This is a genomic window from Limnobacter sp., from assembly GCF_964228395.1.
In the GTDB taxonomy this organism is placed as follows: domain Bacteria; phylum Pseudomonadota; class Gammaproteobacteria; order Burkholderiales; family Burkholderiaceae_B; genus Limnobacter.
The window spans coordinates 1-23258 of the sequence record NZ_CAXQZX010000064.1 but is presented as its reverse complement, the minus strand read 5'-3'; the positions used below and the strand labels follow the sequence as shown (position 1 = coordinate 23258).

At 55.4% G+C, this 23258-nt stretch carries 17 protein-coding genes; 6 read left to right on the top strand and 11 right to left on the bottom strand.

The genetic code is table 11. The features are described from left to right. On the top strand, positions 1 to 770 hold a 770-nt coding region (gene aceA, locus ACEQU8_RS05355; protein ID WP_370262057.1), incomplete at its 5' end, for an isocitrate lyase. A 210-nt stretch (positions 771 to 980) separates the two neighbouring features. Here the strand turns inward: aceA and ACEQU8_RS05350 are convergent. From ACEQU8_RS05350 to ACEQU8_RS05330, 5 genes are all read right to left on the bottom strand, one after another. After that, positions 981 to 1751, bottom strand: coding sequence for a hypothetical protein (locus tag ACEQU8_RS05350; protein WP_370262056.1), 771 nt, complete (start codon positions 1749 to 1751; stop codon positions 981 to 983). 94 nt (positions 1752 to 1845) lie between these two features. After that, on the bottom strand, positions 1846 to 3534 hold the full coding sequence (locus ACEQU8_RS05345; RefSeq protein WP_370262055.1) for a cation:proton antiporter: 1689 nt from the start codon (positions 3532 to 3534) through the stop codon (positions 1846 to 1848). A 122-nt stretch (positions 3535 to 3656) separates the two neighbouring features. Continuing rightward, positions 3657 to 5285, bottom strand: coding sequence for a methyl-accepting chemotaxis protein (locus ACEQU8_RS05340; protein ID WP_370262054.1), 1629 nt, complete (start codon positions 5283 to 5285; stop codon positions 3657 to 3659). A 124-nt stretch (positions 5286 to 5409) separates the two neighbouring features. Beyond that, the gene (locus ACEQU8_RS05335) at positions 5410 to 8745 is read right to left on the bottom strand and encodes a PAS domain S-box protein (RefSeq protein ID WP_370262053.1); all 3336 of its coding nucleotides are present in this window, start codon (positions 8743 to 8745) and stop codon (positions 5410 to 5412) included. Positions 8746 to 8840: 95 nt separating this feature from the next. Beyond that, a complete protein-coding gene (locus ACEQU8_RS05330; RefSeq protein WP_370262052.1) occupies positions 8841 to 9749 on the bottom strand; it encodes a LysR family transcriptional regulator in 909 nt (302 codons plus the stop codon). 94 nt (positions 9750 to 9843) lie between these two features. Here ACEQU8_RS05330 and ACEQU8_RS05325 point away from each other — a divergent pair, with 94 nt between their 5' ends. Beyond that, positions 9844 to 10512, top strand: coding sequence for a haloacid dehalogenase type II (locus ACEQU8_RS05325; protein ID WP_370262050.1), 669 nt, complete (start codon positions 9844 to 9846; stop codon positions 10510 to 10512). A 132-nt stretch (positions 10513 to 10644) separates the two neighbouring features. After that, positions 10645 to 12489, top strand: a complete 1845-nt coding sequence (locus ACEQU8_RS05320; RefSeq protein WP_370262049.1) for a hypothetical protein — start codon at positions 10645 to 10647, stop codon at positions 12487 to 12489. Between the two features lie 85 nt (positions 12490 to 12574). Here ACEQU8_RS05320 and ACEQU8_RS05315 read toward each other — a convergent pair whose 3' ends face one another. Continuing rightward, complete coding sequence (locus tag ACEQU8_RS05315; RefSeq protein ID WP_370262048.1) at positions 12575 to 12784, bottom strand: cold-shock protein; 210 nt, start codon at positions 12782 to 12784, stop codon at positions 12575 to 12577. A gap of 272 nt (positions 12785 to 13056) precedes the next feature. On the opposite strand from ACEQU8_RS05315, the gene ACEQU8_RS05310 reads away from it, so the two are divergent. Continuing rightward, positions 13057 to 13830 carry a GNAT family N-acetyltransferase gene (locus ACEQU8_RS05310; protein WP_370262046.1) on the top strand — a complete coding sequence of 258 codons (774 nt, stop codon included), beginning with the start codon at positions 13057 to 13059 and terminating at the stop codon, positions 13828 to 13830. Positions 13831 to 13846: 16 nt separating this feature from the next. Here ACEQU8_RS05310 and ppx read toward each other — a convergent pair whose 3' ends face one another. Next, the gene (ppx, locus tag ACEQU8_RS05305) at positions 13847 to 15346 is read right to left on the bottom strand and encodes an exopolyphosphatase (RefSeq protein WP_370262044.1); all 1500 of its coding nucleotides are present in this window, start codon (positions 15344 to 15346) and stop codon (positions 13847 to 13849) included. Positions 15347 to 15506: 160 nt separating this feature from the next. On the opposite strand from ppx, the gene ppk1 reads away from it, so the two are divergent. Then, positions 15507 to 17645: a polyphosphate kinase 1 gene (ppk1, locus tag ACEQU8_RS05300; RefSeq protein WP_370262043.1), complete on the top strand. Its 2139-nt coding sequence runs from the start codon at positions 15507 to 15509 to the stop codon at positions 17643 to 17645. A gap of 16 nt (positions 17646 to 17661) precedes the next feature. Here ppk1 and ACEQU8_RS05295 read toward each other — a convergent pair whose 3' ends face one another. Together ACEQU8_RS05295 and ACEQU8_RS05290 are read right to left on the bottom strand one after the other, a co-directional pair. Next, positions 17662 to 19941 carry a bifunctional (p)ppGpp synthetase/guanosine-3',5'-bis(diphosphate) 3'-pyrophosphohydrolase gene (locus ACEQU8_RS05295; RefSeq protein WP_370262042.1) on the bottom strand — a complete coding sequence of 760 codons (2280 nt, stop codon included), beginning with the start codon at positions 19939 to 19941 and terminating at the stop codon, positions 17662 to 17664. Between the two features lie 30 nt (positions 19942 to 19971). Continuing rightward, complete coding sequence (locus ACEQU8_RS05290) at positions 19972 to 20832, bottom strand: alpha/beta fold hydrolase (protein ID WP_370262040.1); 861 nt, start codon at positions 20830 to 20832, stop codon at positions 19972 to 19974. Between the two features lie 91 nt (positions 20833 to 20923). Here ACEQU8_RS05290 and ACEQU8_RS05285 point away from each other — a divergent pair, with 91 nt between their 5' ends. Then, positions 20924 to 21691: a 3-hydroxybutyrate dehydrogenase gene (locus ACEQU8_RS05285; protein ID WP_370262038.1), complete on the top strand. Its 768-nt coding sequence runs from the start codon at positions 20924 to 20926 to the stop codon at positions 21689 to 21691. Positions 21692 to 21728: 37 nt separating this feature from the next. Here ACEQU8_RS05285 and ACEQU8_RS05280 read toward each other — a convergent pair whose 3' ends face one another. Together ACEQU8_RS05280 and ACEQU8_RS05275 are read right to left on the bottom strand one after the other, a co-directional pair. Then, a complete protein-coding gene (locus ACEQU8_RS05280; RefSeq protein WP_370262037.1) occupies positions 21729 to 22529 on the bottom strand; it encodes a transglutaminase N-terminal domain-containing protein in 801 nt (266 codons plus the stop codon). After that, positions 22526 to 23258, bottom strand: a 733-nt coding sequence (locus ACEQU8_RS05275; RefSeq protein WP_370262036.1) for an alpha-E domain-containing protein, incomplete at its 5' end; no start/stop codon positions are given. The genes ACEQU8_RS05280 and ACEQU8_RS05275, both read right to left, overlap by 4 nt.

Genomic DNA, 23258 nt, shown 5'->3' with positions numbered 1-23258 from the left:
CTGCTGGTGTTCACTTTGAAGACCAGTTGGCCGCTGTAAAGAAGTGTGGTCACATGGGCGGCAAGGTGCTGGTTCCAACCGCTGAAGCCATTCAAAAGCTGATCGCTGCCCGTTTGGCCGCTGACGTGATGGGTGTTCCTTCCATCGTATTGGCCCGTACCGACGCAGAAGCCGCCAACCTGCTGACTTCCGACTTCGACGAAAACGACAAGCCTTTCCTGACCGGTGAGCGCACTGCCGAAGGTTTCTACCGCGTGAAAAACGGTCTGGAGCAGGCCATTTCCCGTGGTATCGCCTACGCCCCCTACGCTGACCTGGTGTGGTGTGAAACCGGTACGCCAGACATTGGCTTTGCCCGTGAATTCGCACAAGCTGTTCTGGAAAAGAACCCAGGCAAGCTGTTGAGCTACAACTGCTCACCTTCTTTCAACTGGAAGAAAAACCTGAACGACAGCCAGATCGCTTCCTTCCAGGAAGAGCTGAGCGCACTGGGCTACAAGTACCAGTTCATCACATTGGCTGGTATCCACGTCAACTGGTACAACACATTCCAGTTTGCTCACGCCTACGCACGTGGCGAAGGCATGAAGCACTACGTAAACATGGTTCAAGAGCCAGAGTTCGCAGCGCGCGAAAAGGGTTATACTTTCGTATCTCACCAGCAAGAGGTAGGTGCGGGTTACTTCGATGACGTAACCACCGTGATCCAGGGTGGCGCATCTTCCGTGACAGCCCTTACAGGCTCCACAGAAGAAGAGCAGTTCCACTGATCTGCTGGTAAAAACTGAATTTGTCGACAACCTGTGCAGTCTCCCACCCCAGGAGGGGTGGATTGGGTTGATCGGCTGAGGGGGGAGAGGAGACAAGCTCAACAAATAAATTCAAGAGTATTTCCCCTTGCTGAGCCTTTACAAAAGGCTCAACAGCGAGTGCTGAAGCCCGGTTAGAAACTAGCCGGGCTTTTTATTTTGTGGAGCTGATCACGCCCAGCGCAACCTGCGCCACCAGCGGGGTAGTGCGCCTGCCAGAGCCAACACGGTAAGCGCCAGCGGCACTTCAAACCCGGCCTGACCGGACAGTGTCGTTTGCTTGTGGCCCTGTGGCACCTGCACAAACGCTTTTAATTGAATGGGCTCGCCCGTGTGTTGGGCAAGCGTTGCCCATGGCGTGGTACCAAGCTTGTGTGTGACATCGGCAAGGCTTGTGCTGTAGTCATCCCCTTGCAGTTGCCCCTCCAGAATTTTTATTTTGTGCACACGCAAAGGCCCTTCTGGGTGTTGAATGCTTTTGGTTTGAGCAAGCAAAAAGGATGCGCCCGCCACAGGGTCGTGCCCCAGGCCTTTGGCCACACGGGCACCAAACAAATCTGCCTCCAACTCCATGTCGCGCATTTGCTTGCTGTAGTCACGCTTTTTGTCTGGGGGAAGCATGAATTCATCCAGCACCGACGCCACCCCGTACTCGGCTTGAATGGCGGTGGTTTTTTGAGGGTGCTGCATGACCAGGTGGCCGTATTCATGGCCCACCAAAAACACCAATTGCTCGGTGCTCATGAAGGCCACATGTTTGGGATTGATGCTTAAATGCGCTTGGCCTGCTTCGTCGACCCAGGCGCTGGCCATGTCGACCTCGTCGCTGAACTGAATTTGAGTGGCGCGACCTTCAAAGTAGTGGTGGTCCAGCAACACACCCAAGGCCAGCAACTTTTCCTGGAGGGGCGTGGCCAGATCGGATGCGTATTGCTTGCTCATGTGGCATGCCCCCAGGCACAGATTTCATATCTGAATTAAAGCATGCCCCCAGCGTGCTGTGTTAACCCAAATAGCGCAGGCTTTGCATCCCATTTCAATGGCTGGGTTTGCGTTGTTGGATATCGTTTACCATGGTCTGCGCCAGAGTGTCTTCCCAGCGGTACACCTGTACGCCGGGAATGGCCTGCAGCAAAGCCTTTTCCTCTTTTGAATACGCTTGCACAAACACCCGAATTGGTGGGTTGAGCAGTCGCGCGTTGTCAATCATTTGCGTCAGGCCCGGGGTATCGCCCGTGGCAATCACCAGGCAGTCTGCGTTGGCTGTGTGCGCTTGCACCAGGGTCACCGGGTCGGCATAGTCACCGGACACGGCTGCCATGTCGCGCGTTCTAAGTTTGGCCACCAGGTCGCGGCTGGTGTCTACCACCACAAAAGGAATGCGCTGCTTCAACAATTGCCGAGTAAGCCTTTTGGCCAGACCGGTGTAGCCCACCACCACCACATGCTTGCCCAAGTATTTCCCATCGGTTTGTTGGGGCAGCTCTTCAGTGATGTGGCTTCTGGCATTGAGGTGCCGCACCCAGCTTGAGTGCTCCACCAAATATTTGTTCAGCCGAGGTATGAGACCAAACAAAAGCGGATTCAGGGCGATCGACAATATGGCCCCCGACACCACCAGGCTTTGCACCTGCAAATCGACCAGCCCCAGGTACAAACCCAGCCCCACCAAGATGAATGAAAACTCACCAATTTGCGCCAGGCTGGCTGCAATAATGAGCGCGCTTTTTAATGGGTACTTGAACAATAACACCAAGGCCGCCGCTGCAATCGATTTACCAAAAACAATAATGCCAACCACGGCCAGTACCCGCAGCGGATAATCCACCACAATGCTGGGCTGAAACAGCATGCCAACCGACACAAAAAACAGCACTGCAAATGCATCGCGCAAGGGCAGTGATTCTTCAGCAGCACGGTGGCTGAGCTCAGACTCCCGCATCACCATGCCCGCAAAAAACGCACCCAGTGCAAATGACACGTCAAACAGTTTGGCCGCCACAAAGGCCAAGCTGATGGCCAGTGCAATCACCGACAAAGTAAACAGTTCACGGCTGCCGGTCTTGGCCACGTGCCATAGCATCCAGGGAATGGTGCGCTTGCCCACCAGGAGCATGAGCGCGATGAACAGCGCCACTTTAAGCAGCGTAATGCCGAGGGTGAGGGCGAAGTCGCCATCCGGGGCTTGGCCGTTGCCACCCAGCATGCCGGCCAAGGGGGGCAGCAACACAAGAATAAGCACCATGGCCAGGTCTTCTACAATCAACCAGCCTACGGCAATTTGCCCATTGGCGCTGGTCAGCATGCCACGGGCTTCCAGCGCTTTAAGTAACACCACCGTGCTGGCTACGCTCAATGCCAAGCCAAACACCAGGCTTTGCCCCATGGGCCAGCCCCAAAAATGCGCCACCCCCATGCCCAAGAGCGTGGCGGTCGCCATTTGTACAATTGCACCGGGCAAGGCAATGTTTTTTACAGCCAACAGGTCTTTGAGGGAGAAGTGCATGCCCACGCCAAACATCAGCAGCATTACACCGATTTCGGCCAACTGGTTCGTCAGTTCGGGGTTGGCCACAAAACCAGGCGTGGCAGGACCAATCAGAAAGCCGGCTACCAGGTAGCCCAGCAGGGCAGGGGCCTTCAGGCGTTCTGCAATAAATCCAAAGATGAGAGCCAGACCAAAGCCAAAGGCCAGGGTGGCAATCAGGGACACGTCATGGGGCATGCAGGGGTGGTTCCAAAAAAAGATGGGTCAATGATAGCAAGTGTGCATTGCACGCGTGCAGTTCATAGACCCATCTCTTTTGTTGAAGTTGCAGCCCTCTTGCAAGTTCTCGTTTGGCCTGTTTACTCTGTACGGAACACCCGCACAGAAGACATCAGCGAGTCGGATACGCTGGCCAGGTGCTCAGCCACCTGGGTGTTTTGGCGGGCGGCGGCTGTGTTCTCTTCGGTCATTTGCGCAACGCGCTCGACGTTGCGGCTAATTTCAATGCTCACATTGCTTTGCTCTTTCATGGAAACAGCAATGGCGGCAATGGCTTCAGACACGCGATCCGAGTCCGCTTTAATTTTTTCGATGGTGGCGTTTACCACGTCGGCCTGGCTCAAACCCTCTTGAACCAGCACCACCGAGGAGTCCATGGATTGCACTGCGCCCAAGGTGATGTTCTGAATATTTTGCACCATGCCGCTGATGCGGTCGGTTGACCCCTTGGTTTGCTCGGCCAGTTTGCGTACCTCGTCGGCCACCACGGCAAAGCCGCGGCCTTGCTCGCCCGCACGTGCCGCTTCAATGGCGGCGTTCAATGCCAGCAGGTTGGTGCGGTCTGCAATCTCGGTGATGGTCGAAACAATTTCGGAAATCTCGCTGGATTGTTTTTCCAAGCTTTGCACTGCCGATGCGCTTTGCTGAACGCTTTGGGCAATTCGCTGAATGCCTTGAACCACGTTTGCCAAGGTTTGTGCGCCACTTTCGGCATTGCGTTTTGCCGTGCCTGCCGTGCTTGTGGCGTCATTGGAGTTCTCGGAGATCTGGGAAATGCTGACCGTCAACTCCTCTACCGCTGCGGCCATGGAGGAGGTGGCGTCGGCCTGCTCCACTCCCGCATTGGACATTGCACTTGAAGATTCCTTCACCTGCGTGGCGCTTGAGCTCAGCTCCAAGGCGGAGTTTCGAATGCCCTCAATCAATTTTTTCAAATTGGCCTGCGCCTTGGACAACCCTGTCAACAGGCGATCAATTTCATCATCCCCCTCGGCTTGAATGCGGCTGTTCAATTGCCCATTGGCCAAGGCTTGAATGTGAGTATTGGCAGCGTTGAGCTTGCGGTTAAGCAAGCCGGAAAGGCTCATGGATGCAATCACGCCCACAACAATGGCCAGCAACAAAGCACCGCCAACGGATACCAAGGCCGTTGTGTAGGCGCTGTCTGCCGCGGCTTTTCTTTCCTGGAGCAACTTTAATTCAATGATTCGGATTTCTTCAATTTTGGCTCGCATTTGATCCATCAGCGGTTTGCCAGACAACTGCACAAACTGCTCTAAAAAAGAGGCGTAATCCATCTCCTGCCGATCAAAGGCACGCCGCAGTTCGATTGTGGGGTCGATGTGTTTGTTCAGCCAGGTTTGGTATAAGCCTTTAAGCTCGTTCAAGCGCGTTGTTTGTGCAGGGTTGTCGGATGTGCGAGCCAGCACCGCATCGAACTGATCCTCGATCGCATCCACGCCCACGGTGTGGGGTTCAAGGTAACGTTCATAGCCTGTGATCACAAAGCCACGCTGACCTGTTTCAATATTGGTCATGGTCTCGCGAATGTCCGCCACTTCCTTCAACACCTGGCGGGTGTGCTCATTGAGGGCTGAACTGTCTTTGATCAATGTCGCATTGCCCAAACCAAGTGCGCCGATGATCACGGCCAGAACAAGCAGCAAGGCGTATCCAAAGGTTAGTTTTGCGCGAATGGTTTTAATCATGGCGATGTCTCTCTTGTGGTGGATTTGTTGTATACAGCTTTTTTAATATCGTCTTATTGTCCAAGCAAACCACGCCAACGAACGCACCGTTTTTGGGGGGGCACCGTTTTGCGTGGATGGTTGTTCAATGCTGCCCGGAGGGCAAGCCTTTCAGGTCGAGCACGATGCGCAACAGGCTTTCTTTTTTGAACGGTTTAACCAGGTGTTCGCACATGCCTGCCTCTAAAATTTGAAGTCGGTCTTGTTCTGTGGCGGATGCGGTCACGGCCACAATGGGCGGGGCATGCTCACCCAATTCTTCAAGAATGGCTGCGGTGGCCTCAAAGCCGTCCATCTCTGGCATTTGAAGGTCCATCAGGACGAGGTCAAAGGTCTTGGTGGTGCAGGCCTGCACCGCTTGCCGACCGTTTTCTGCCAACTCCACTTGTGCACCCCAGCGCTTCAACATCTCGGAGGCCACAGTGCGATTCAGTTTGTGGTCGTCTACCACCAGCACCCGCTGGCCTTGCAAAACGGTTTGAGTGGAGGGCGTTTGTTCAACGGTCTGAGTGTCTTCAATCGGGGCACTCAGCTTAAGAGGCTGTTCATCCTCTTGGCGTATGGTGTATTCGGGTGAGACACACCGAACCGTGAAATGGAAAATGGACCCTTGCCCCAGCCCACTTTCTACCCAGATATTGCCACCCATCAACTCGACCAAACTCTTGCAAATTGAAAGACCAAGACCGGCACCACCGAAGCGTCGGGAAGAGCTGTCGTCCACCTGACTAAACGGCTTGAACAAGCGCTCGCATTGTTCTGTGGTCATGCCAATGCCGGTGTCTTTGACACTGAACTGCAACAGTTGGCCATTTTGCGCTGGTTTTACCTGCAGGTGGATGTGGCCCTTCTCGGTGAATTTCAAGGCATTGGACAAAAGATTATTCAATACCTGCGCAAGCCGCAGACGGTCCCCCTCCAGGCTGACGGGGCAGTCCGGGTCTTTGGTGCAGTACAGGTTGACGCCTTTTTCTTCGGCCCTGTAGGCAAACAGGTCAGTGGCTTTGTTGAGCACTTGATCAAGCAAGAAGCGACCAATCGACAATTCAAGTTTGTTCGCCTCAACCCTGGAAATGTCCAGAATGTCGTTGAGCACATTCAGTAGCACCTCTGCCGCCGAGCCAATCTTGGACAAGTAGTCGCGCTGCTCCGGTTGCATGGCCGTGTCTTCCATCAGTTGCAACATGCCCATGATGGCGTTCATCGGGGTTCGAATTTCATGGCTCATGTTGGCCAAAAATGCGCCCTTGGCTTTGTTGGCGGCTTCGGCCTGGGCCGTGCGTTCGGTCAGTTCAAGGTTCATGCGCTCAAGCTCGCGCTGCTGGGCCTTGAAGTCGGTGATGTTGGTTGAGATCGAAAAAAACCCCTCAACCTTGCCATACAACACATCCGGAATCAGGTGCACCAGCATGTCTGCATATCCGCCAGAAGGCAGGGCCTTGCGGCGCTCAAACCGTTGCTTCTCGCCCTTGAGTACACCAATCACATGCTTGTGTTCGCTCACAAACAGGGTTTCTCCGAGCACCTTGCGCATGTGGATGCCACGCATTTTTTCGGCGGGGAGGGCGGTCCATTTTTCATGGTTGCGGTTTGCAAAGTGGCAGCGCAGGTCGGTGCTCCAGTACGACACCAAGCCAGGCAAACATTCAGACAAAGTGCGCAAAAAATGCTCACGTTCAATCAGCGTGGCCTCGTTGCGTTTGCGTTCGCTGATGTCCTGTATTTGCGCAATAAAGTACATCACGCGCGCTTTTTCGTTTCTTACCGCAGACACCGACAAATGCACCCACACCACATGGCCATCCTTGTGGATGTAGCGTTTTTCAAGCTGATAGTGGTGGCGTTTGCGTTTTAACAGTTCTTGCACCAAATGGATGTGCTGCTGCATGTCTTGAGGGTGCGTCACCGACTCAAAAGTCATGGCCAGCAACTCCGGCTCGTTGTAGCCCAAAATGGTTTGCAGGGCTTTGTTCACCTGGATGAACTTGCCTTGCAGGTCAAACATGGCCATGCCAATGGCGGCCCATTCAAACGAGGAGCGGAATCGGTCTTCTGCTTCGCGCAGCGCGTCTTCGTATTGCTTTTGTACCGTGATGTCCACGTTCACGCCGATCATGCGAATCGGGGTCCCATGGGTGTCATAGTGGGTGGTGGCTCGCGCTTGAATATGCCGAATCCGCCCATCACTGATGCGGCGGATTTTGAACTGAAACTCAAAGCGATCCCGGTTTTTCCCCGCTTCCAGCAACACGGTGCCCAACTTGTTCACGTCTTCGGGCAGCACAAAGCCCAACCACTCTTTATAGCCGATCATTTCCTGGTCTTCGTGGGTGCCGTAAATGCGGCGCATGGCCTTGTCCCATCGAATTAATCGGTCTTGAATGTTGTACTCCCAAACGCCGATTCCGGCAGCCTCAGTCGCGAGTTGGAATCGCTCGTCGTGGAACTGCTGCTGCTCAATGGCTGCGGCTTTGTCGGCCAGGTGTCTTGCCCGAAAACGCCTTGCAATACGCACCAGAACAATGACGGCACCGCACAGCGCGAAGTAGGCCAGGAAGAGTCTGGCTGAGGTTTCTCGCCATTCTGACCGGGCAGGTGCTGCATCAGACAGTGAAAATAATTTAAGCGGAATATAAACCCCGTTTTGTAAGCCGAGCTTCAATTGCCCTTGTGCAAAATAGTGATCCGCAAAATGTTTGTTCAAAAAATCAGACGGCGATTCGCCGACCTTTGGAAGCGTGGTGCCCAACAGGCCAGCCCGTTTTGGAACCGACACCAAGGCGGTGCCGTCTTCAAACGCGATCCCATTGATGAAATTCTCCCCAAGGCTCAAGCTTGTGAGAAGGCTTTCAAAGTGCTTGATGTTCAATCGACCTTGCAGCAAACCTGACACATCGCCTTGGGCTGTTTTGAGTTGATAGTTCAGCGACAGCAGCAATCGACCCTGAGCGTCGGCCCCTTTTGAAATTGAAATCAACCGCTGGTTGAACGAAAACCGAGGATCCGGATTGAATATGGCCTGTGTGCCGATCAGGGCTCGGTCCAATTTGGTTTGCCCCAGCATTTGCCCGCCAATATCACGTGCAATCACAACATCAATCGCAGGCAAGGCCTGGTCGAGCAGCGTAAGTTTGTCTTCCAAAGCGAGCAGGTCGCCTGATTCTGCCAAATGGGCCAGTTGTTCAGCCGCGGCATCAAAAGCCGACACCACGCCTTCGAACTCCGAAGACAAGATGTCGTTGGTGAGCCGCAACTGTGTTCGGGCACTTTGTTCGGCGATATTTTCCAGCTCTTTGAGCGTACTCAGGCGCTCACCCAGAAGGCCCAGCCCCAGGGCGAACAAGGTTGCCCCGGTCAAAATCCACTGGTATCGGCTCTTCTTCTTGGTCAATTCGGCAGGCCCGGGTCGGTTCAAATGCATTCTGTCGACGTGGTCGATTCAGTCTTGCCCTATTTTGCCCGCTGCCCGGCCCGGGTAAAGCCCTGAACAGGGGGGGATTTATGCCTTGATTGTGTTCAGGTTTTTGCGTCCCAATAGCCGTTTTGCCCGAAACGGTTTTTAATAAAATCCAGCCAGAGCCGCACGCGCAGGGGCAGGTGTCTGCGCTGGGGGAATACGGCATAAATTGCGGTGGGCGGCGCCATGTACGCATCCAGCACCGTGACCAGGCGCCCAGCCTGAATGTGCGATTGCACCTCCCATCGGCTGCGCCAGGCCAGCCCTGCGTCTTGTAGCACCCAGTCCAACAAGGTGCTGCCATCGTTGCAACTCAGAGCGCCACCCACTCGGTGGGTGGTGGTGTGGCCATCGACGGTAAAAAGCCATCCCCCCGGGGCGCCAGAGGTCGCCAGGTTCAGGCATTGGTGGGCTTGCAAATCGTCGGGGTGGCTTGGGGTGCCATGCCTGCGCAGGTAGGCGGGTGTGGCCACCACGAGGCGCTGGTTATCCGCCAGTTTGAGCCCCACCAAGCTGGAGTCGGGAAGCACCCCGATGCGAATGGCGCAGTCCATGTTTTCGTTGAGCAAATCGACCACGCGGTCAGATAGATCCAGTGAAACGGTCACATCAGGATGCGCTCGCACAAACTCAAGCACCAGCGGCGCCACGTGCACTCGACCAAACCCGCCGGGCGCGGTGATGCGCAAATGCCCGCTGGCCTTGACCCCGCCCAGGCTGACGCTGGCTTCAGCATTGGCCAAATCGTTCAAGATGCGTTGGCAGTCTTCCAAAAAAGCAGAGCCCTCGTGGGTCAGGCTGAGTGTACGCGTGGTGCGAAGCAGCAGTTTGACGCCCAGGCGCTCTTCCAGGGCATCCAGCCTGCGGCTGATCACTGCGGGCGCTACGCCTTCCTCCCGCGCCGCAGCCGACAGGCTGCCTTTGGCCGCCACGTTGACCAAGGTGCTGATTTGCTTGAAGTGGTCCATTTTTTACAAAAAAACAGGTAATAAAATAAAATAGAGCTTTAAATATACCCAAGCTGTTAAAAATTAACACCATGATTTGGTGGAGGAGGGATGCATGAGCAAAGTGTCTGTGGTGTTGTTTGATGCGTACGGTACGCTCTTTGACGTCTACGCCGTGGGCCAAACGGCTGAATCCTTGTTCCCGGGCCAGGGCAAGGCGTTGGCCAACCTGTGGCGCGACCGGCAAATTGATTACACCCGCCTGCGCGCGCTGAGTGGCCAATACAAGGCCTTTTGGAACATTACTCAAGATGCGCTGGAATATGCCTGTGAAGCATTGGGCCTGCCCTTGAGCGAACAAGCACGAAGAGCGTTGCTGGAGGTGTATTCCAGGTTGCCAGCCTATGACGAATGTGCACAAGTGCTGGAGGCGCTTCGAGCCAAGGGCATACGCACGGGCATCCTCTCCAATGGCGACCCCGCCATGTTGAGCAAGGCCATTGAAAGCGCTGGCCTGGGCCATCATCTGGATGCGGTCTTGTCTGCCGATGCGCTTCAAACCTTCAAGACCAATCCCGCGGTGTATCAATACGGGCTGGATCAAATGGGGGTCGGCAGTGAGCAAACGCTGTTTGTAAGCAGCAATGGCTGGGATGTGTGCGGAGCCAGCTGGTTTGGCTTGCGTACTTTCTGGGTTAACCGCGCCAAGCTGCCGCGTGAACGTCTGGACATCGCCCCCACGCACGAGGGCAGCAACTTGTTGGGAGTGATGGATTTGCTCTAGACCTTCTTAGGGGGTGCTCATTTGGAGTGATGTCTCTTGGGGGTTGGGTTTGCGGTGGCGCCAATGCTGTGTCAATTTGACAAAAAAACAAACCTGTTGATCTTGAATCCAGCTCCGCGATGAAGATCACTCATGCCCAATCCAATACAAAGGCCTTCACAGGCCGCTAGCGCGCCCTCCGAGGCTGAAGCCTTGCATGTGTCCACTGCTGCGGTGGAGCAGCATGTCATTCGCAAGGCGGGCTTCAAGCAAATCTCGCCCAACCATGTGGTTCGCCTGTCTTTTGCTGCCAAGTTGCGCATGTGGGTGGAGGGCAACGCAGCCGATGACCGTTATCACAGAGCCAAATACGAATCCCAGCAGCGGGTGGGGCTTGCCTCCATGGCAGAGCAATACAGGCACACCCAAAGCGGTGCGATGGGCAGCAAAGACCTGCGTAACAGTGATTTGGTCAACAGCCGCTTTGGTCGGCAAGACAATCTTCGTTTCAATACCCATTTGTTTTCCAAAAACCAGGGCTTGAACGGTCGTGCCCGAGCCGCGGTGGCCTTGGCGCGGGGCGCGCATTATGCCAACGGCGTCACCGAACTGGCCGCTGCACCCACGGGCATGCTGCTTAAGGTGTCCAAAATCACAACCACGCCAAAGCACAACGATTCATCCCTGACCAGCCAGGCCAGGGTGATTGCGTTCTTGGGGCCCGTGGCTGCAGCCGTCAGCCATTTTTCACGCCAGGTTTTTTCCAAGGGCATTCAGCGCCTGTGCTCGGGCGTAACCGAGTCGATTCGCAAAGATATACAAAATATTGTGGGCGGTTTTAGTGCTGTGGCAGCGTGCAGCGCCTTGGTGTCGCTTGCTTGCTCGGGGGTGAGCGCAGTGTGCGCGCGCGGCATGTCAATCACGAGCAAGCAAGTGAAGTCCATCGAGTTGGACAACCAGCGTTACACCACCCGAATTCTGGATCTGCTGCGCAGGGCAGAGCAATCCAGTGGGTTCCGCGAGGTGCTGGGCCTGGCCCTCAAAAAGAAAATACCTCAAGCCTTTTGTATGCCGGGCGAGGGCAAAGAGCCCATTCTTTTGCACGCCTTGATGAATGCGGTGGCAGGCCAGCCGGAGTCACTGGCCAAACAAAAAATTGCACAGGTGCTTGGTGCCTATCAAACCCACAGCCAAGTTGAAGATTTGATCGATTTCAATTCAGCTGCCCAGGTGCCCCCCGAACTGCTTGACCCCAAAAAGGACAGGCGCACATGCCTGTGGCGCGAAAACCATGTGGTGGCATTGACCAATTTAATTGAACACAACCGTCTGCACGCAGATCCGAAAGGTGACTTTAAAGACCTGCGCCACCGGGTGGAACAGGGGGCCACCACGCTTCGCTCGGCGGCTGAAAGGGTGGCTGATGATCTAAAGCCGGCGGGCGGCAATCAAACAAAGGGCACGGGTCGATATTCGAGTGCTTCGATGGTTCAGCATTCCCACCGGTATCGCCCCGTCACGGTGGCTTTGGCTAGGGCTTCTGAAGCGCTTCGGGTGTTCAATCATGGGGTGGTGATGTCTTTGAACTACCAGCTAACCCGCCCGGTGGCCTGGCTGGCCGGGCGGCTCACCGAACATGTGTTGGCCAAACCCAACTCGCGCACGGTCAGCTTTAGCATCGGGCGCTTGGTGGCCAGCTCGATTTGGGCCGTGGTCGATTCTGTATTGCTGATTTCTTTGGCCGGGGGAAATGGTGTTGGCTTTAATGGGCCGGGGCTGGATACCGCTGTCAAATTTCCGCTGAAGGTGCCTTTTAAGCTGATGGGCGCTGGCATTGGCATTACCAGCACGGCGAGCCAGATGGTGTTGGTGGCGGTGCCTGCGGCAATCCTGATGGGCATGGCCAAAGCCGCCTGCTGGGTAGAGGGTTGGAAAGGGCAGGTGGCCGCCGACCCGCAACAATACGCCAAACGAGGCAGAACCCTGATTGAAATTTAAACGCGCAGGGCTAGCACCCCATATAAGCCCCGCTTAAAACAAAAAAGCCGCCCAGTGGGCGGCCTTTTAACGCTGGGGCTACTGCTTATACCGCAACAACGTTTTCAGCTTGTGGGCCTTTTTGACCTTGGGTCACAGTGAAAGTCACTTCTTGGCCTTCAGCCAAGGTTTTGAAGCCGCTGCCCTGAATGGCGCTGAAGTGAACAAACACGTCAGGGCCGTTATCACGGGAAATGAAGCCAAAACCTTTGGATTCGTTGAAGAACTTTACTTTACCTTTTACGGTATCAGACATAGCAATATCCTGGATTTCTTGAATTGAACAAAATAGCTAAAAAACTGGGAGAAATTCGAGAAACAGAACTATTGCCTGAGCGAAAAGCCCGAATTGAACTGACCTGAAGTAGCGCCAAATTTTTTTTGCTAATCGCAGTGTTAGGGTTTTCTCGAGCGCTGTCAAGCAACATTTGGGCTCAGGTCATTTTTTCTTCACAAATCCTTTATTGATCTGTCATCTGGCATCCGTACATTTCACGTCATTGAAATGCAAAATGGACGGTAAAACAGATGGAAGCGATCAAACAGGATGTATTGCGCAAGGCCCTGTACCTGAGCAGCCCTGCACGGGACCAAAGCCCTTCGCTGGAGGTTTGCCTGGCCAAAACACAATCGGAGGTGCTGGAAGCTCAAAAACTGCGCTACAACATTTTCTCGGACGAGTACGGTGCAAGCCTCGGCAGCAATGGGATTGACCACGATGTGTTTGATGCGCATTGCGACCATTTGCTGGTTAAAAACCGGGACACCGGTGAGGTGGTGGGCACGTATCGCATTTTGCCTCCCGAAAACGCAGCAAGGCTGAAGTGTTGGTATTCCGAGACTGAGTTCTTTATGAACCGCATTGAGCGTTTGAGAAAAACCACAGTGGAAGTGGGTCGCTCTTGTGTACACCCCGATTATCGCAACGGGGCAGCCATCATGTTGCTGTGGAGCGGCATTGCCCAGTACATGAAGCTGGGGGGCTACAAGCACCTCATTGGTTGCGCCAGTGTGAGCCTGCGCGACGGCGGTCACCAAGCCGCCAGCCTGTTTAAACAGCTGGAGCCACACTTGGCCGAGGCCAGCTTGCAGGTTTTTCCCAAAAACAGGCTGCCCATTGAACGCTTGCGTTGCGATGTCGACATCGAGCCACCCCCCTTGGTCAAGGGCTATTTGCGCCTTGGGGCCAAGGTGTGTGGCGAACCGGCCTGGGACCCCGACTTCAACACCGCAGACTTCATGATGTTGCTCTCGATTGACCGCATGAGCCCACGCTATGCGCGCCACTTCGGCTTTGTCTAAAACGATCGAGGCTGCTTCAGCGGCGGGTGCTCAGCCCAAGAGTGAGGCCGATTTTTTCCCATTGTTCCACTTCGGTTTCAAGGCTGTATTGGGTCAGTGGGTGGCTGTGCAGCCAAGGGCGAGGCGCGCTTAGCTGCAGGCCGTTCTCAAGCAACTTGATGCGAATATCGGGCAGGGCCTCCACCTCACGACGTCGCAAAAAAAGTGCGGCCAAGCGCAGGCACATGGGGGCCGCCCATTGCGTCGGGGTCATGGCCAAGTCGCTCACCTTACCCAACTTGCCGTTGTGTGCCAGCACCCAGGTGGACAAAATCGCCTGCTCACGCTTTGAAAAACCCGGCATATCGGCATTGCCCAAGATGTAGGCTGCATGTTTGTGATGCCCATTGTGGCCAATGGACAGGCCGATTTCATGCAGCAAGGCTGCCCAGCGCAGCATTGGCAATTGCTCTTTTAGCACGGGTGCTTGTTTACACAATTGCTTGAACAGCATTTCTGCGAGGTCTCTTACTTTTTGTGCATGGCCAGCGTCAATTTTGTAGCGATGTAAAAACTGCGCCACCGTGATTTCGCGCATGTCATCGTTGTGCTCGCGCCCCAACATGTCATAGAGCAAACCTTGGCGCAGGGCGCCGTCGGTGACCTCCATGTGCTGAATTTCAAGTTCTTCAAACACCGCACTCATCACAGCCAGGCCGCCGGGCATCATGGGCAGACGGTCCATTTTCAAGCCGTTTAAAGTGATGGCATCCAAGTGGCCTGCCTGCACCACATGCTCACGTATTTTGGCCAGACCGCTGGCCGATATGCCGTGGTCTGTAAAGCCGTTGCTGATGCATATTTCAGCCAATGCACGCGCAGTGCCCGATGAGCCCACCGCATGGGTCCAGCCCATGTCCAAAATTTGCCTGCGCAACACGGCCACCTCTTTGCGGGCGGCCATGATGGCGTTTTTCATGGCTTTGGCGCTGATGCTGCCATCAGCAAAATAGGCTTGTGCCGTGCTCACGCACCCGATGTAGAGGCTTTCCATGGCCAGGGGCTCGTAGTCTTCGCCAATAATAAATTCGGTGGAGCCCCCACCAATATCGACCACCAGCCGTTTGCCGTGCCCGGTGGGCAATTGGTGGGCCACGCCACAATACACCAGCCTGGCCTCTTCAACCCCAGAGATCACATCGATTGGAAAACCCAAAGCAGCCTCTGCCTTGGCGATAAATTCTGCGGCATTTCGTGCCACGCGCACGGCATTGGTGGCCACGGCCCGAACCTGGTGAGACTCAAAGGCGCGTAAGCGCTCGCCAAACCGTTGCAGTGCCAGCAAGGCCCGGGCTTGGGAGGCATCATCGAGGTATTTGTTGGCATCCAGGCCAGCACCCAGCCGCACAGGCTCTCGCAGGGTGTCGACCAGGTATATTTGGGATTGGCCGTTGAGCTCTTCCACCCGTGCAACAATCATTCGAAAGCTGCTCGAGCCCATGTCCACAGAGGCGATCAAGGGGTGCGGGTTTGACATGTGTTCACGTTCTGTTCTTCGGTCAGGCGCTAGCATGCCACAAAAGCACTGGGCCTGCGCCAAGGGGAGCCCACCCATGCGGCCCAATTGACCTTCGTCAAATGTTTGTCATATTTTTGAAATACCATGCAATAGTGATAGTAAACGCCCGGAGTCTCGCTTGAAAGTCGCTGCCGTGTCAGATGTGCCCCCCAACAAAGACCTGTACCTTAACCGGGAGCTTGGCGTATTGGCTTTTAACCGACGGGTGCTGGCCATGGCCGAAGACGAGCGTGTGCCCTTGCTTGAGCGTTTGAAATACCTGTGCATTGTGTCCAGCAATATGGACGAGTTTTTTGAAATTCGGGTGTCGGGCCTGCAAGAACAAATTCGCCAAAACCCTGAGTTTCGCGACAAAGATGGTTTAAGCGTGCACGAAACCCTGCAGCGTGTGTCGGCTGTGTCGCAAGAATTGGTTGAGCAGCAATACCGTTTGTTCAACGATTCGGTGTTGCCTGCGCTGCGGCGCGAGGGCATTGCTTTGCTCACGGTCAATTCCTGGAATGAAGAACAAGCACACTGGGCCAGGCAGTATTTTCGGCATGAGGTGTTGCCCGTGCTCACCCCCATTGGTCTGGACCCGGCCCACCCCTTCCCTCGGGTGTTGAACAAGTCGCTGAACTTTGCGGTAGAACTGAGCGGGCATGATGCCTTTGGGCGCGCATCCAACGTGGCCATTGTGCAGGCGCCCCGCGCTTTGCCCAGGCTGATTCGCATGCCTTCCAATTTGTCTGGCTATGAGCATGGTTTTGTGATGCTCACTTCCATTTTGCAGGCCTTCATTCCCGAATTGTTTCCGGGCATGGAAGTGCACGGTGTGTATCAGTTCCGGGTTACGCGCAACAGCGATCTGTATGTGGATGAAGAAGAAATCACCAACCTGCGTGTGGCGTTGCAGGGTGAGTTGTCTCAGCGGCATTTTGGCGATGCTGTGCGGCTGGAGGTGGCTGATCAATGTTCGCCCGACATGACCACCCGCCTGTTAAAAGAATTTGGTTTGAGTGAACAGGCGCTATACCGGGTCAATGGTCCGGTGAATCTTGTGCGCTTGATGCAACTGTCCGACTGGGTGGATCGCCCCGATTTGAAATTCACACCCTTTGCACCGGGCCGCCCAGACGCTTTGATGAAAGAGAGCGATATTTTTAAGGCCATTCAAAAAGGCGATGTGTTGTTGCATCACCCTTACCAAAGTTTTAGCCCGGTGCTGGAGTTCATCAAGAAAGCCGCCACCGACCCGGCGGTGGTTGCGATTAAGCAAACCATTTACCGCACAGGCACCGAGTCGGTGTTGATGGAAAGCCTGATGGCCGCGGCACGCAGTGGCAAAGAGGTCACTGTGGTGCTGGAATTGATGGCGCGTTTTGATGAGGAGGCCAACATCAACTGGGCCGCCAAACTGGAGCGCGTGGGCGCGCATGTGGTGTATGGCGTGGTGGGGCAAAAAACCCACGCAAAAATGTTGATGGTGGTGCGCCGAGAAACTTCCGAGACTGGAAAAACCTTGCTGCGCCGTTATGTGCATTTGGGCACAGGCAACTACCACCCCAAAACCGCACGCTTGTACACCGATTTTGGATTGTTCTCTTGCGACGAGTCGCTGGGGCATGATGTGCACGAGGTGTTTAATCACCTCACCGGTCTGGGGCGTGCCCGTAAGCTGAGCAAAATCTGGAATAGTCCATTTAATCTGCATAGCAATGTGGTAGCGGCCGTTCGCCGCGAGGCGGACTTGGCCCGTGAGGGCAAAAAGTGCCGCATCATGGCCCGCATGAACGCGCTTTTGGAGCCTTTGCTCATCAATGAGTTGTACGCTGCGTCCCAGGCAGGGGTGAAAATTGATTTGATTGTGCGCGGCGTGTGCGCCCTGCGCCCGGGCGTTGCGGGCTTGAGTGAAAACATCACCGTGCGTTCTGTGGTGGGGCGCCTGTTGGAGCACAGCCGGGTGTTTTATTTTTCCAACGATGGGGCAGACGATGTGTTTATTTCCAGCGCAGACTGGATGGACCGAAACTTCTTCCGCCGTGTGGAATTGGCCGTGCCCATCACCGATAAAAAGCTGAAAAAGCGGGTGATCGACGAGGGTTTAAAGTGCATGTTGGCCGATAACCTCTTGGCCTGGAGCATGGACTCGGACGGCAACTACACCCGGAAAAAGCCCACAGGTGCCCGTCGCATGAATGCACAAATTCACCTTTTGCAAAACCTGGCGGTGTCTTACCAGGAGCAGAACGAACCCACAGAGCCCATGCCTGATTAAGGAACGCTGTGGGCTTTTACCTGCGCCGCACCTCGTACACGGCATCCACTTCAAGCAGGTGGGTCAGCGCTTGGCGCAATTGCTCACCGCTGTTGACTTCCACCGTGAATTGCATTTTGGCCACACCGCGTTGCGTTTCGGTTTGTACGCCAATGACGTTGATTTTGTCTTTTGAAAACACTTCGGTGATGTCGCGCAGCAGGCCCTGGCGGTCGTTGGCCGCCACCGCGATGTCCACGGGGTAGTGCAGGCCATCCGACTCGCCCCAGGTGGTTTCTATCAGCCGCTCAGGCTGCCTGCGCATAACCTCGGCGAGGTTTGAGCAACCCAGGCGGTGTATGGACACCCCCTTGCCGCGGGTCACAAAACCAATGATGGGGTCGGGCGGGGCAGGGCGGCAGCAACGTGCGAGGTTGGTCATCAGGGTGCTCACACCCACCACCAGCACACCCGAGTGTTTGCTTGCGTCTTGAGGTTTGCGCTTGTTCAGCACCTCAAGCTGTTCTTCATCGCTGGGGGGGCCAGCCGGGGTGTCTTCACGCAGGGCGTTTTCTATGGCACGGGGGCGAAGCTCTTCGCGGGCCAGGGCAGCGTATAAATCATCGGGTTTGTCGTATCCCAGTTTGTGGGCCAACAGTTCCAGGTTTTGGGCGGTTTGCCCAATGCGTTGAAGTTCACGCTCAGCAATGGCGCGGCCGCGTTCCTGTGTCTCTTTGCGTTCCTGTTGTGCAAACCATTGTTTTACCTTTTGGCGGGCGCGGTGGCTCACCAGGTATTTTTGGGTGGGGTTTAGCCAATCGCGTGAAGGGCCAGTGGCCGCATCGCCACGGGCGCTGACAATTTCGATGGTTTGTCCGTTTTCCAAAGGGGTGTTCAGTTGCACCATTTGCCCATTCACTTTGGCCCCACGGCAACGGTGACCAAGCTCGGTGTGCACATGGTATGCAAAATCGAGTGGCGTACTGCCTGTGGGCAATTCAACCACTTTGGCTTGCGGTGTAAACACATACACGCGGTCGTTCAAAGCGTGTATTTTCATTTCCTGCGCCCAGTCGCTTGCCTCGCCCATGGTGTCGGTTACGTCTTTTTGCCACGCCAGCAGTTGGCGCAGCAGGGCAATACGTTCCTCAAAGGCCCCCTCGGCGCGGCTCTCGCCACCGTAGCCATCCTGGCCTGCTTCTTTATAGCGCCAGTGGGCTGCTACGCCATACTCGGCAAACTGGTGCATGTCTTCGGTGCGAATTTGCACCTCCAGCGTTTTGCCCGTTTGGTCTTGCACCACGGTGTGCAGGCTTTGGTAACCGTTGGCCTTGGGTTTGCTGATGTAGTCGTCGAACTCCTCTGGAATGGGGGTCCACAGGTTGTGCACAATGCCAAGGGTGGTGTAGCAGTCCTCCACGGTGTCTACAATGACTCGGCAGGCGCGCACATCGTACAGCTTGTCAAAGCTCACGCCTTTGCCCCGCATTTTGTTCCAGATGCTGTAAATGTGTTTGGGGCGACCGCTGATGTCGCATTCAATCCCCGCGCGCGCCAAGGCCTCGCGGATGGTGTTCATGGCGTTCTCGATGAAGGCTTCGCGTTCGATGCGTTTTTCATCCAGCATGCGCGCCACTTTTTTGTAGGTGGCTGGCTGCAGAATTCGGAACGACAAATCTTCCAATTCCCACTTCAGCTGCCACAAGCCCAGCCGGTTGGCCAGGGGGGCGTACAGGTCGAGTGTTTCTTGGGCATGGGCCACCGCATAACCCCACAAAGGGCCCGCTTCGTTTTTGATGTCGCTGTGGCTGGTGAAATGGCGCAAGGTTTGCAGACGCGAGCACAAGCGAATCATGATGACGCGAATGTCGGTGGACATGGCCAACAACATTTTGCGCAGGGTTTCAATTTGATCGGCCCAGCGCAACGTTTCTATGGTGTTGCGAGTGGCGCTGGGTCCCACCATGCTACGCATTTTGAAAAGCTTGCGAAGTGCTGCCAGCATGCGGCCCACTTCTTCGCCAAAGCGTTTCTCCATGTGGCTTTCCAGGTGTTTGTCGAAAAACACCAAGGGGCCCAGTGCACCAGCGATGCGGGTGTCGGCGTCAGCACGTAGCTCGGCCAGCAAATCGGCGACTGCCAGCATGTGGGCAATGGCCGGTTCTTGAGTATCTAAAAGGTGGTCGCCGGCGTGCTTCTTGGCGTATTCAAGCGCTTCTTCGACCCGAGCTGCGTCGGCCTTGTTGAGCAACACCAAGGCTGGCGCAATGCTTGCGCCTTGTTTTTCAGTGCCCAGTGTTGATGAAACTGAAACCATGTCGGCTTTATTCTGAAAACTATAAGCAGTTTAAAACAAAAATTTGCGAACAATATGAATTTGCTCATCTTGCATGAAGGTGGGTGCATGACCCACGCCCGCCACTTCGATAACGCGGGCCCTTGGCCCCCGTTGACCCATGGCTTGCGCTGTTTGCGGGCTTAGCAGGTCAGAATGTTCGCCGCGCACCACCAGGGTGTCGGCTGTAATGGCGTCGTAAGCAGCCCAAAGCGCAGCCTCATGCATTTGGGTGGTGGATTCTGACAGGTTTTGAAAGGCGTGTGCAATTTTGGGGTCGTAATGGGTCGTGTATTGCCCATCCTTCTGCACCAGCACGCCGTCGCACAGTTGCTTCCATTGCTCATCGGTGTGTGGGCCAAATGGCACCGAGATGCTTTTGATGTACTCGCGCCCCTGCTCCAGCGAATCAAAGGTCGGGGATTTGCCCACGTATTGCCCAATGCGCTGCAGAGCTTCAAAATTCAAGCTGGGGCCCACGTCATTCAAAATCAGTTTTCGAACCGGGTTGCCAGGCAGGCTTGCATAGCCCATGCCGATGAGGCCACCCATGGATGTGCCCAGCCAGTCCAGCGTGCCCGGGTTTAAGCGGGCCACCAGGGCCACCATGGCGCTGACATAGGTGGGTATGGCATACAGATTGGGGTCGGCCAACCAGTCAGACTGGCCCCGCCCGGGTACGTCGGGTGCCACCACGCGCACGTCCTTCCCCAAGTTTTGTGCAAGCGCATCAAAATCACGGCTGACCCTTGTCAAGCCGTGCACGCAGAGCAGCACATGTGGGTTGTCGGGGTCGCCCCATTCGCGGTAGGCTAATTGTTGCAATCCCTGGGGGCTAAGCCATTGCACCTTGTGCAAGCGCGCTGTCAGCATTGTTGTCTACCCTCCTTGCGTTGTTCGGTTCTGTCCTCAGTATTTCAGAGTTTTAATTGGCATAGGGGTTCCACAGTTGGATTTCAAACACATGAATGCGTTGGTCACCGGGTCTACCAGTGGCATTGGTTTGGGCATTGCACAGCGGCTGGCAGCCAAGGGCTGCAACATCATGCTCAACGGCTTTGGGTCTGAGGAGCAAATTGACGCAGCAAAGGCCAGTGTGGCTGCGCACGGCGTGCGTGTGGGCTATCACCCGGCCGACCTCAGCAAACCAGACCAAATTGAGGCGTTGATAAAAGCGACCCAAGCAGAATTGGGTCAAATTGATGTGTTGGTGAACAACGCGGGTATTCAGCATGTGGCACCCATCGAAAGCTTTGACCCCGCCAAATGGGATGCTGTCATCGCAATTAACCTGAGCGCAGCTTTTCACACCACCCGCTTGGTCTTGCCTGGCATGCAGCAGCGCAATTGGGGGCGCATCATCAACATTGCCTCGGCGCATGGTTTGGTGGCCTCGGCCAACAAATCAGCGTATGTGGCGGCCAAGCATGGCATTGTGGGGTTGACCAAAGTCACCGCACTGGAAAACGCCAAAACCGGTGTTACTTGCAATGCAGTGTGCCCCGGCTGGGTGTTAACCCCCTTGGTGCAGGCCCAGGTGGATGCGCGTGCCCAGCGTGAAGGTGTGCCAGTTGAGCAAGCCAAAGTGGGTTTATTAAGTGAAAAACAACCCTCCCATGAATTTGTCACGCCCGAACAATTGGGTGGCTTGGTAGTGTTTTTGTGTTCAGAAGATGCCAAAGAGGTACGTGGCGCTGCCTGGAACATGGACGGCGGTTGGGTGGCGCAATAAGCTTGGGTAAATCAGGCAAACAAGCCAAGCCGATGCGTCACGCGGGCTGAATGTCAACCTTGACCACCAGGCTTTCCTCGCCGCCGCCGCTGCGAATGCCTCGCACGGGCGAGGCCCCGCTGTAGTCTTTGCCCACAGCCACTTTGCAGTGGTTTTGTTGCACCAAGGCTCGGTGGGTCACATCCACCCCCAACCATTGTTCGCAAGCGGGGTCAAACGCCTCCACCCACGCGTGGCTCTCGTGTTGGGGTGAGGTCGGGTTGTAAAAATATCCACTCACATAGCGTGCAGCAATGCCGTGAGCCCGCAGGCAGGCCAGCATCACATGCGCATGGTCTTGGCACACCCCAGCGCCTTCATCAAACGCGTCCAGGGCGGTGTGGGCCACCGTGGTGCTGCCCTTGGTGTACACCACGCGATCGGCCACGGCGTGGGCCAAGGCCAACATTCGATCCACAAATGGCAAATGGTGGTTGGCCACCAGGCTTGCAAATTGTGTGATTTCTTCATTAAACCCGGTGAGCGCGGTGGGGTTGCAATACACCAGGGGGTGAATGCTCTCGGTTTGTTTGGGTTGATGGGGTGTGCTGGGTTGAAGAAGCTCCACCACGCCTGTCGACTCTACCTTTAACTCGTGGTGGGGGCGATTCATGGTGAAGGTGTGCACCGTGTTTTGAAAATGGTCTGTTGACTTGCTGACCTTGGCCGGCGCTTTTACACGCCACTGGTGCACATGTTGTAGCGGCGTGTGCGTGGGCATCAAGCGCACATGCTGAATGCTGTAGAACACTGGCCAGGTGTAGCGGTAAGTGGTGTGGTGCAGAATGTGTATTTTCACGCTTCGAGTGGAACCAGAAAGTCTTTGCTGATGCGGTTGCCCAAGTCGTTGACACGCTCCAGAAAGTTGGTGAGGTAGGCGTGCAAACCCATTTGCAAAATGTCTTCGATCTGGCTGTACAACAGCTCGGCACGAAGTTTGCCAGCGCGTCGCTCGGTGTCTGCTGAAAAGTCGTTGCGAATCACGGCCAGGTTATCGCAGACCTCATTCAAGGATGCGAGTAGCGAACGTGGCATGTCATCGCGCAAAATCAGCAGTTCGGCCACTCGGTCTGGCGTGATCACATCGCGGTACACTTTGCGGTACGTTTCAAAGGCAGACACCGAGCGCAAAATGGCTGCCCAGTGGTAGTAGTCGGCGTGGGGGTCGGCGCTGGCCAGCCCTGCAAAATGGCCAAAAGACGGGCTAAACGGTGTGCTGTGGAATTTCACATCCAGCAAACGGGCGGTGTTGTCGGCCCGCTCCAAAAACGTACCCAAACGGATGAAGCGAAATGCATCGTCTTTCAACATGGTGCCGATGGTCACCCCGCGCGACAAATGGCTTCGAAACTTCACCCACTCAAAAAACGAAGAGGGGTCGCGTTCCAGCAAGCCTTCCTGTAACACTTTGCGAAGCTCTAGCCAGGTGATGTTGTTGGTCTCCCACACCTCGGTGGTCAGCGCCCCACGCACCGCACGCGCATTTTCGCGCGCGGCCTGCAGGCAGCAGTAAATGCTGGAGGGGTTG

What these genes read in the sequence shown, in the direction of transcription:
- ACEQU8_RS05350 (WP_370262056.1), bottom strand. Translation starts at nt 1,751, where the DNA reads ATGAGCAAGCAATACGCATCCGATCTGGCCACGCCCCTCCAGGAAAAG.
- ACEQU8_RS05290 (WP_370262040.1), bottom strand. Translation starts at nt 20,832, where the DNA reads ATGCTGACAGCGCGCTTGCACAAGGTGCAATGGCTTAGCCCCCAGGGA.
- ppx (WP_370262044.1), bottom strand. Translation starts at nt 15,346, where the DNA reads ATGTCAAACCCGCACCCCTTGATCGCCTCTGTGGACATGGGCTCGAGC.
- ACEQU8_RS05345 (WP_370262055.1), bottom strand. Translation starts at nt 3,534, where the DNA reads ATGCCCCATGACGTGTCCCTGATTGCCACCCTGGCCTTTGGCTTTGGT.
- ACEQU8_RS05335 (WP_370262053.1), bottom strand. Translation starts at nt 8,745, where the DNA reads ATGCATTTGAACCGACCCGGGCCTGCCGAATTGACCAAGAAGAAGAGC.
- ACEQU8_RS05330 (WP_370262052.1), bottom strand. Translation starts at nt 9,749, where the DNA reads ATGGACCACTTCAAGCAAATCAGCACCTTGGTCAACGTGGCGGCCAAA.
- ACEQU8_RS05295 (WP_370262042.1), bottom strand. Translation starts at nt 19,941, where the DNA reads ATGGTTTCAGTTTCATCAACACTGGGCACTGAAAAACAAGGCGCAAGC.
- ACEQU8_RS05340 (WP_370262054.1), bottom strand. Translation starts at nt 5,285, where the DNA reads ATGATTAAAACCATTCGCGCAAAACTAACCTTTGGATACGCCTTGCTG.
- ACEQU8_RS05285 (WP_370262038.1), top strand. Translation starts at nt 20,924, where the DNA reads ATGAATGCGTTGGTCACCGGGTCTACCAGTGGCATTGGTTTGGGCATT.
- ACEQU8_RS05310 (WP_370262046.1), top strand. Translation starts at nt 13,057, where the DNA reads ATGGAAGCGATCAAACAGGATGTATTGCGCAAGGCCCTGTACCTGAGC.
- ACEQU8_RS05315 (WP_370262048.1), bottom strand. Translation starts at nt 12,784, where the DNA reads ATGTCTGATACCGTAAAAGGTAAAGTAAAGTTCTTCAACGAATCCAAA.
- ACEQU8_RS05320 (WP_370262049.1), top strand. Translation starts at nt 10,645, where the DNA reads ATGCCCAATCCAATACAAAGGCCTTCACAGGCCGCTAGCGCGCCCTCC.
- ACEQU8_RS05325 (WP_370262050.1), top strand. Translation starts at nt 9,844, where the DNA reads ATGAGCAAAGTGTCTGTGGTGTTGTTTGATGCGTACGGTACGCTCTTT.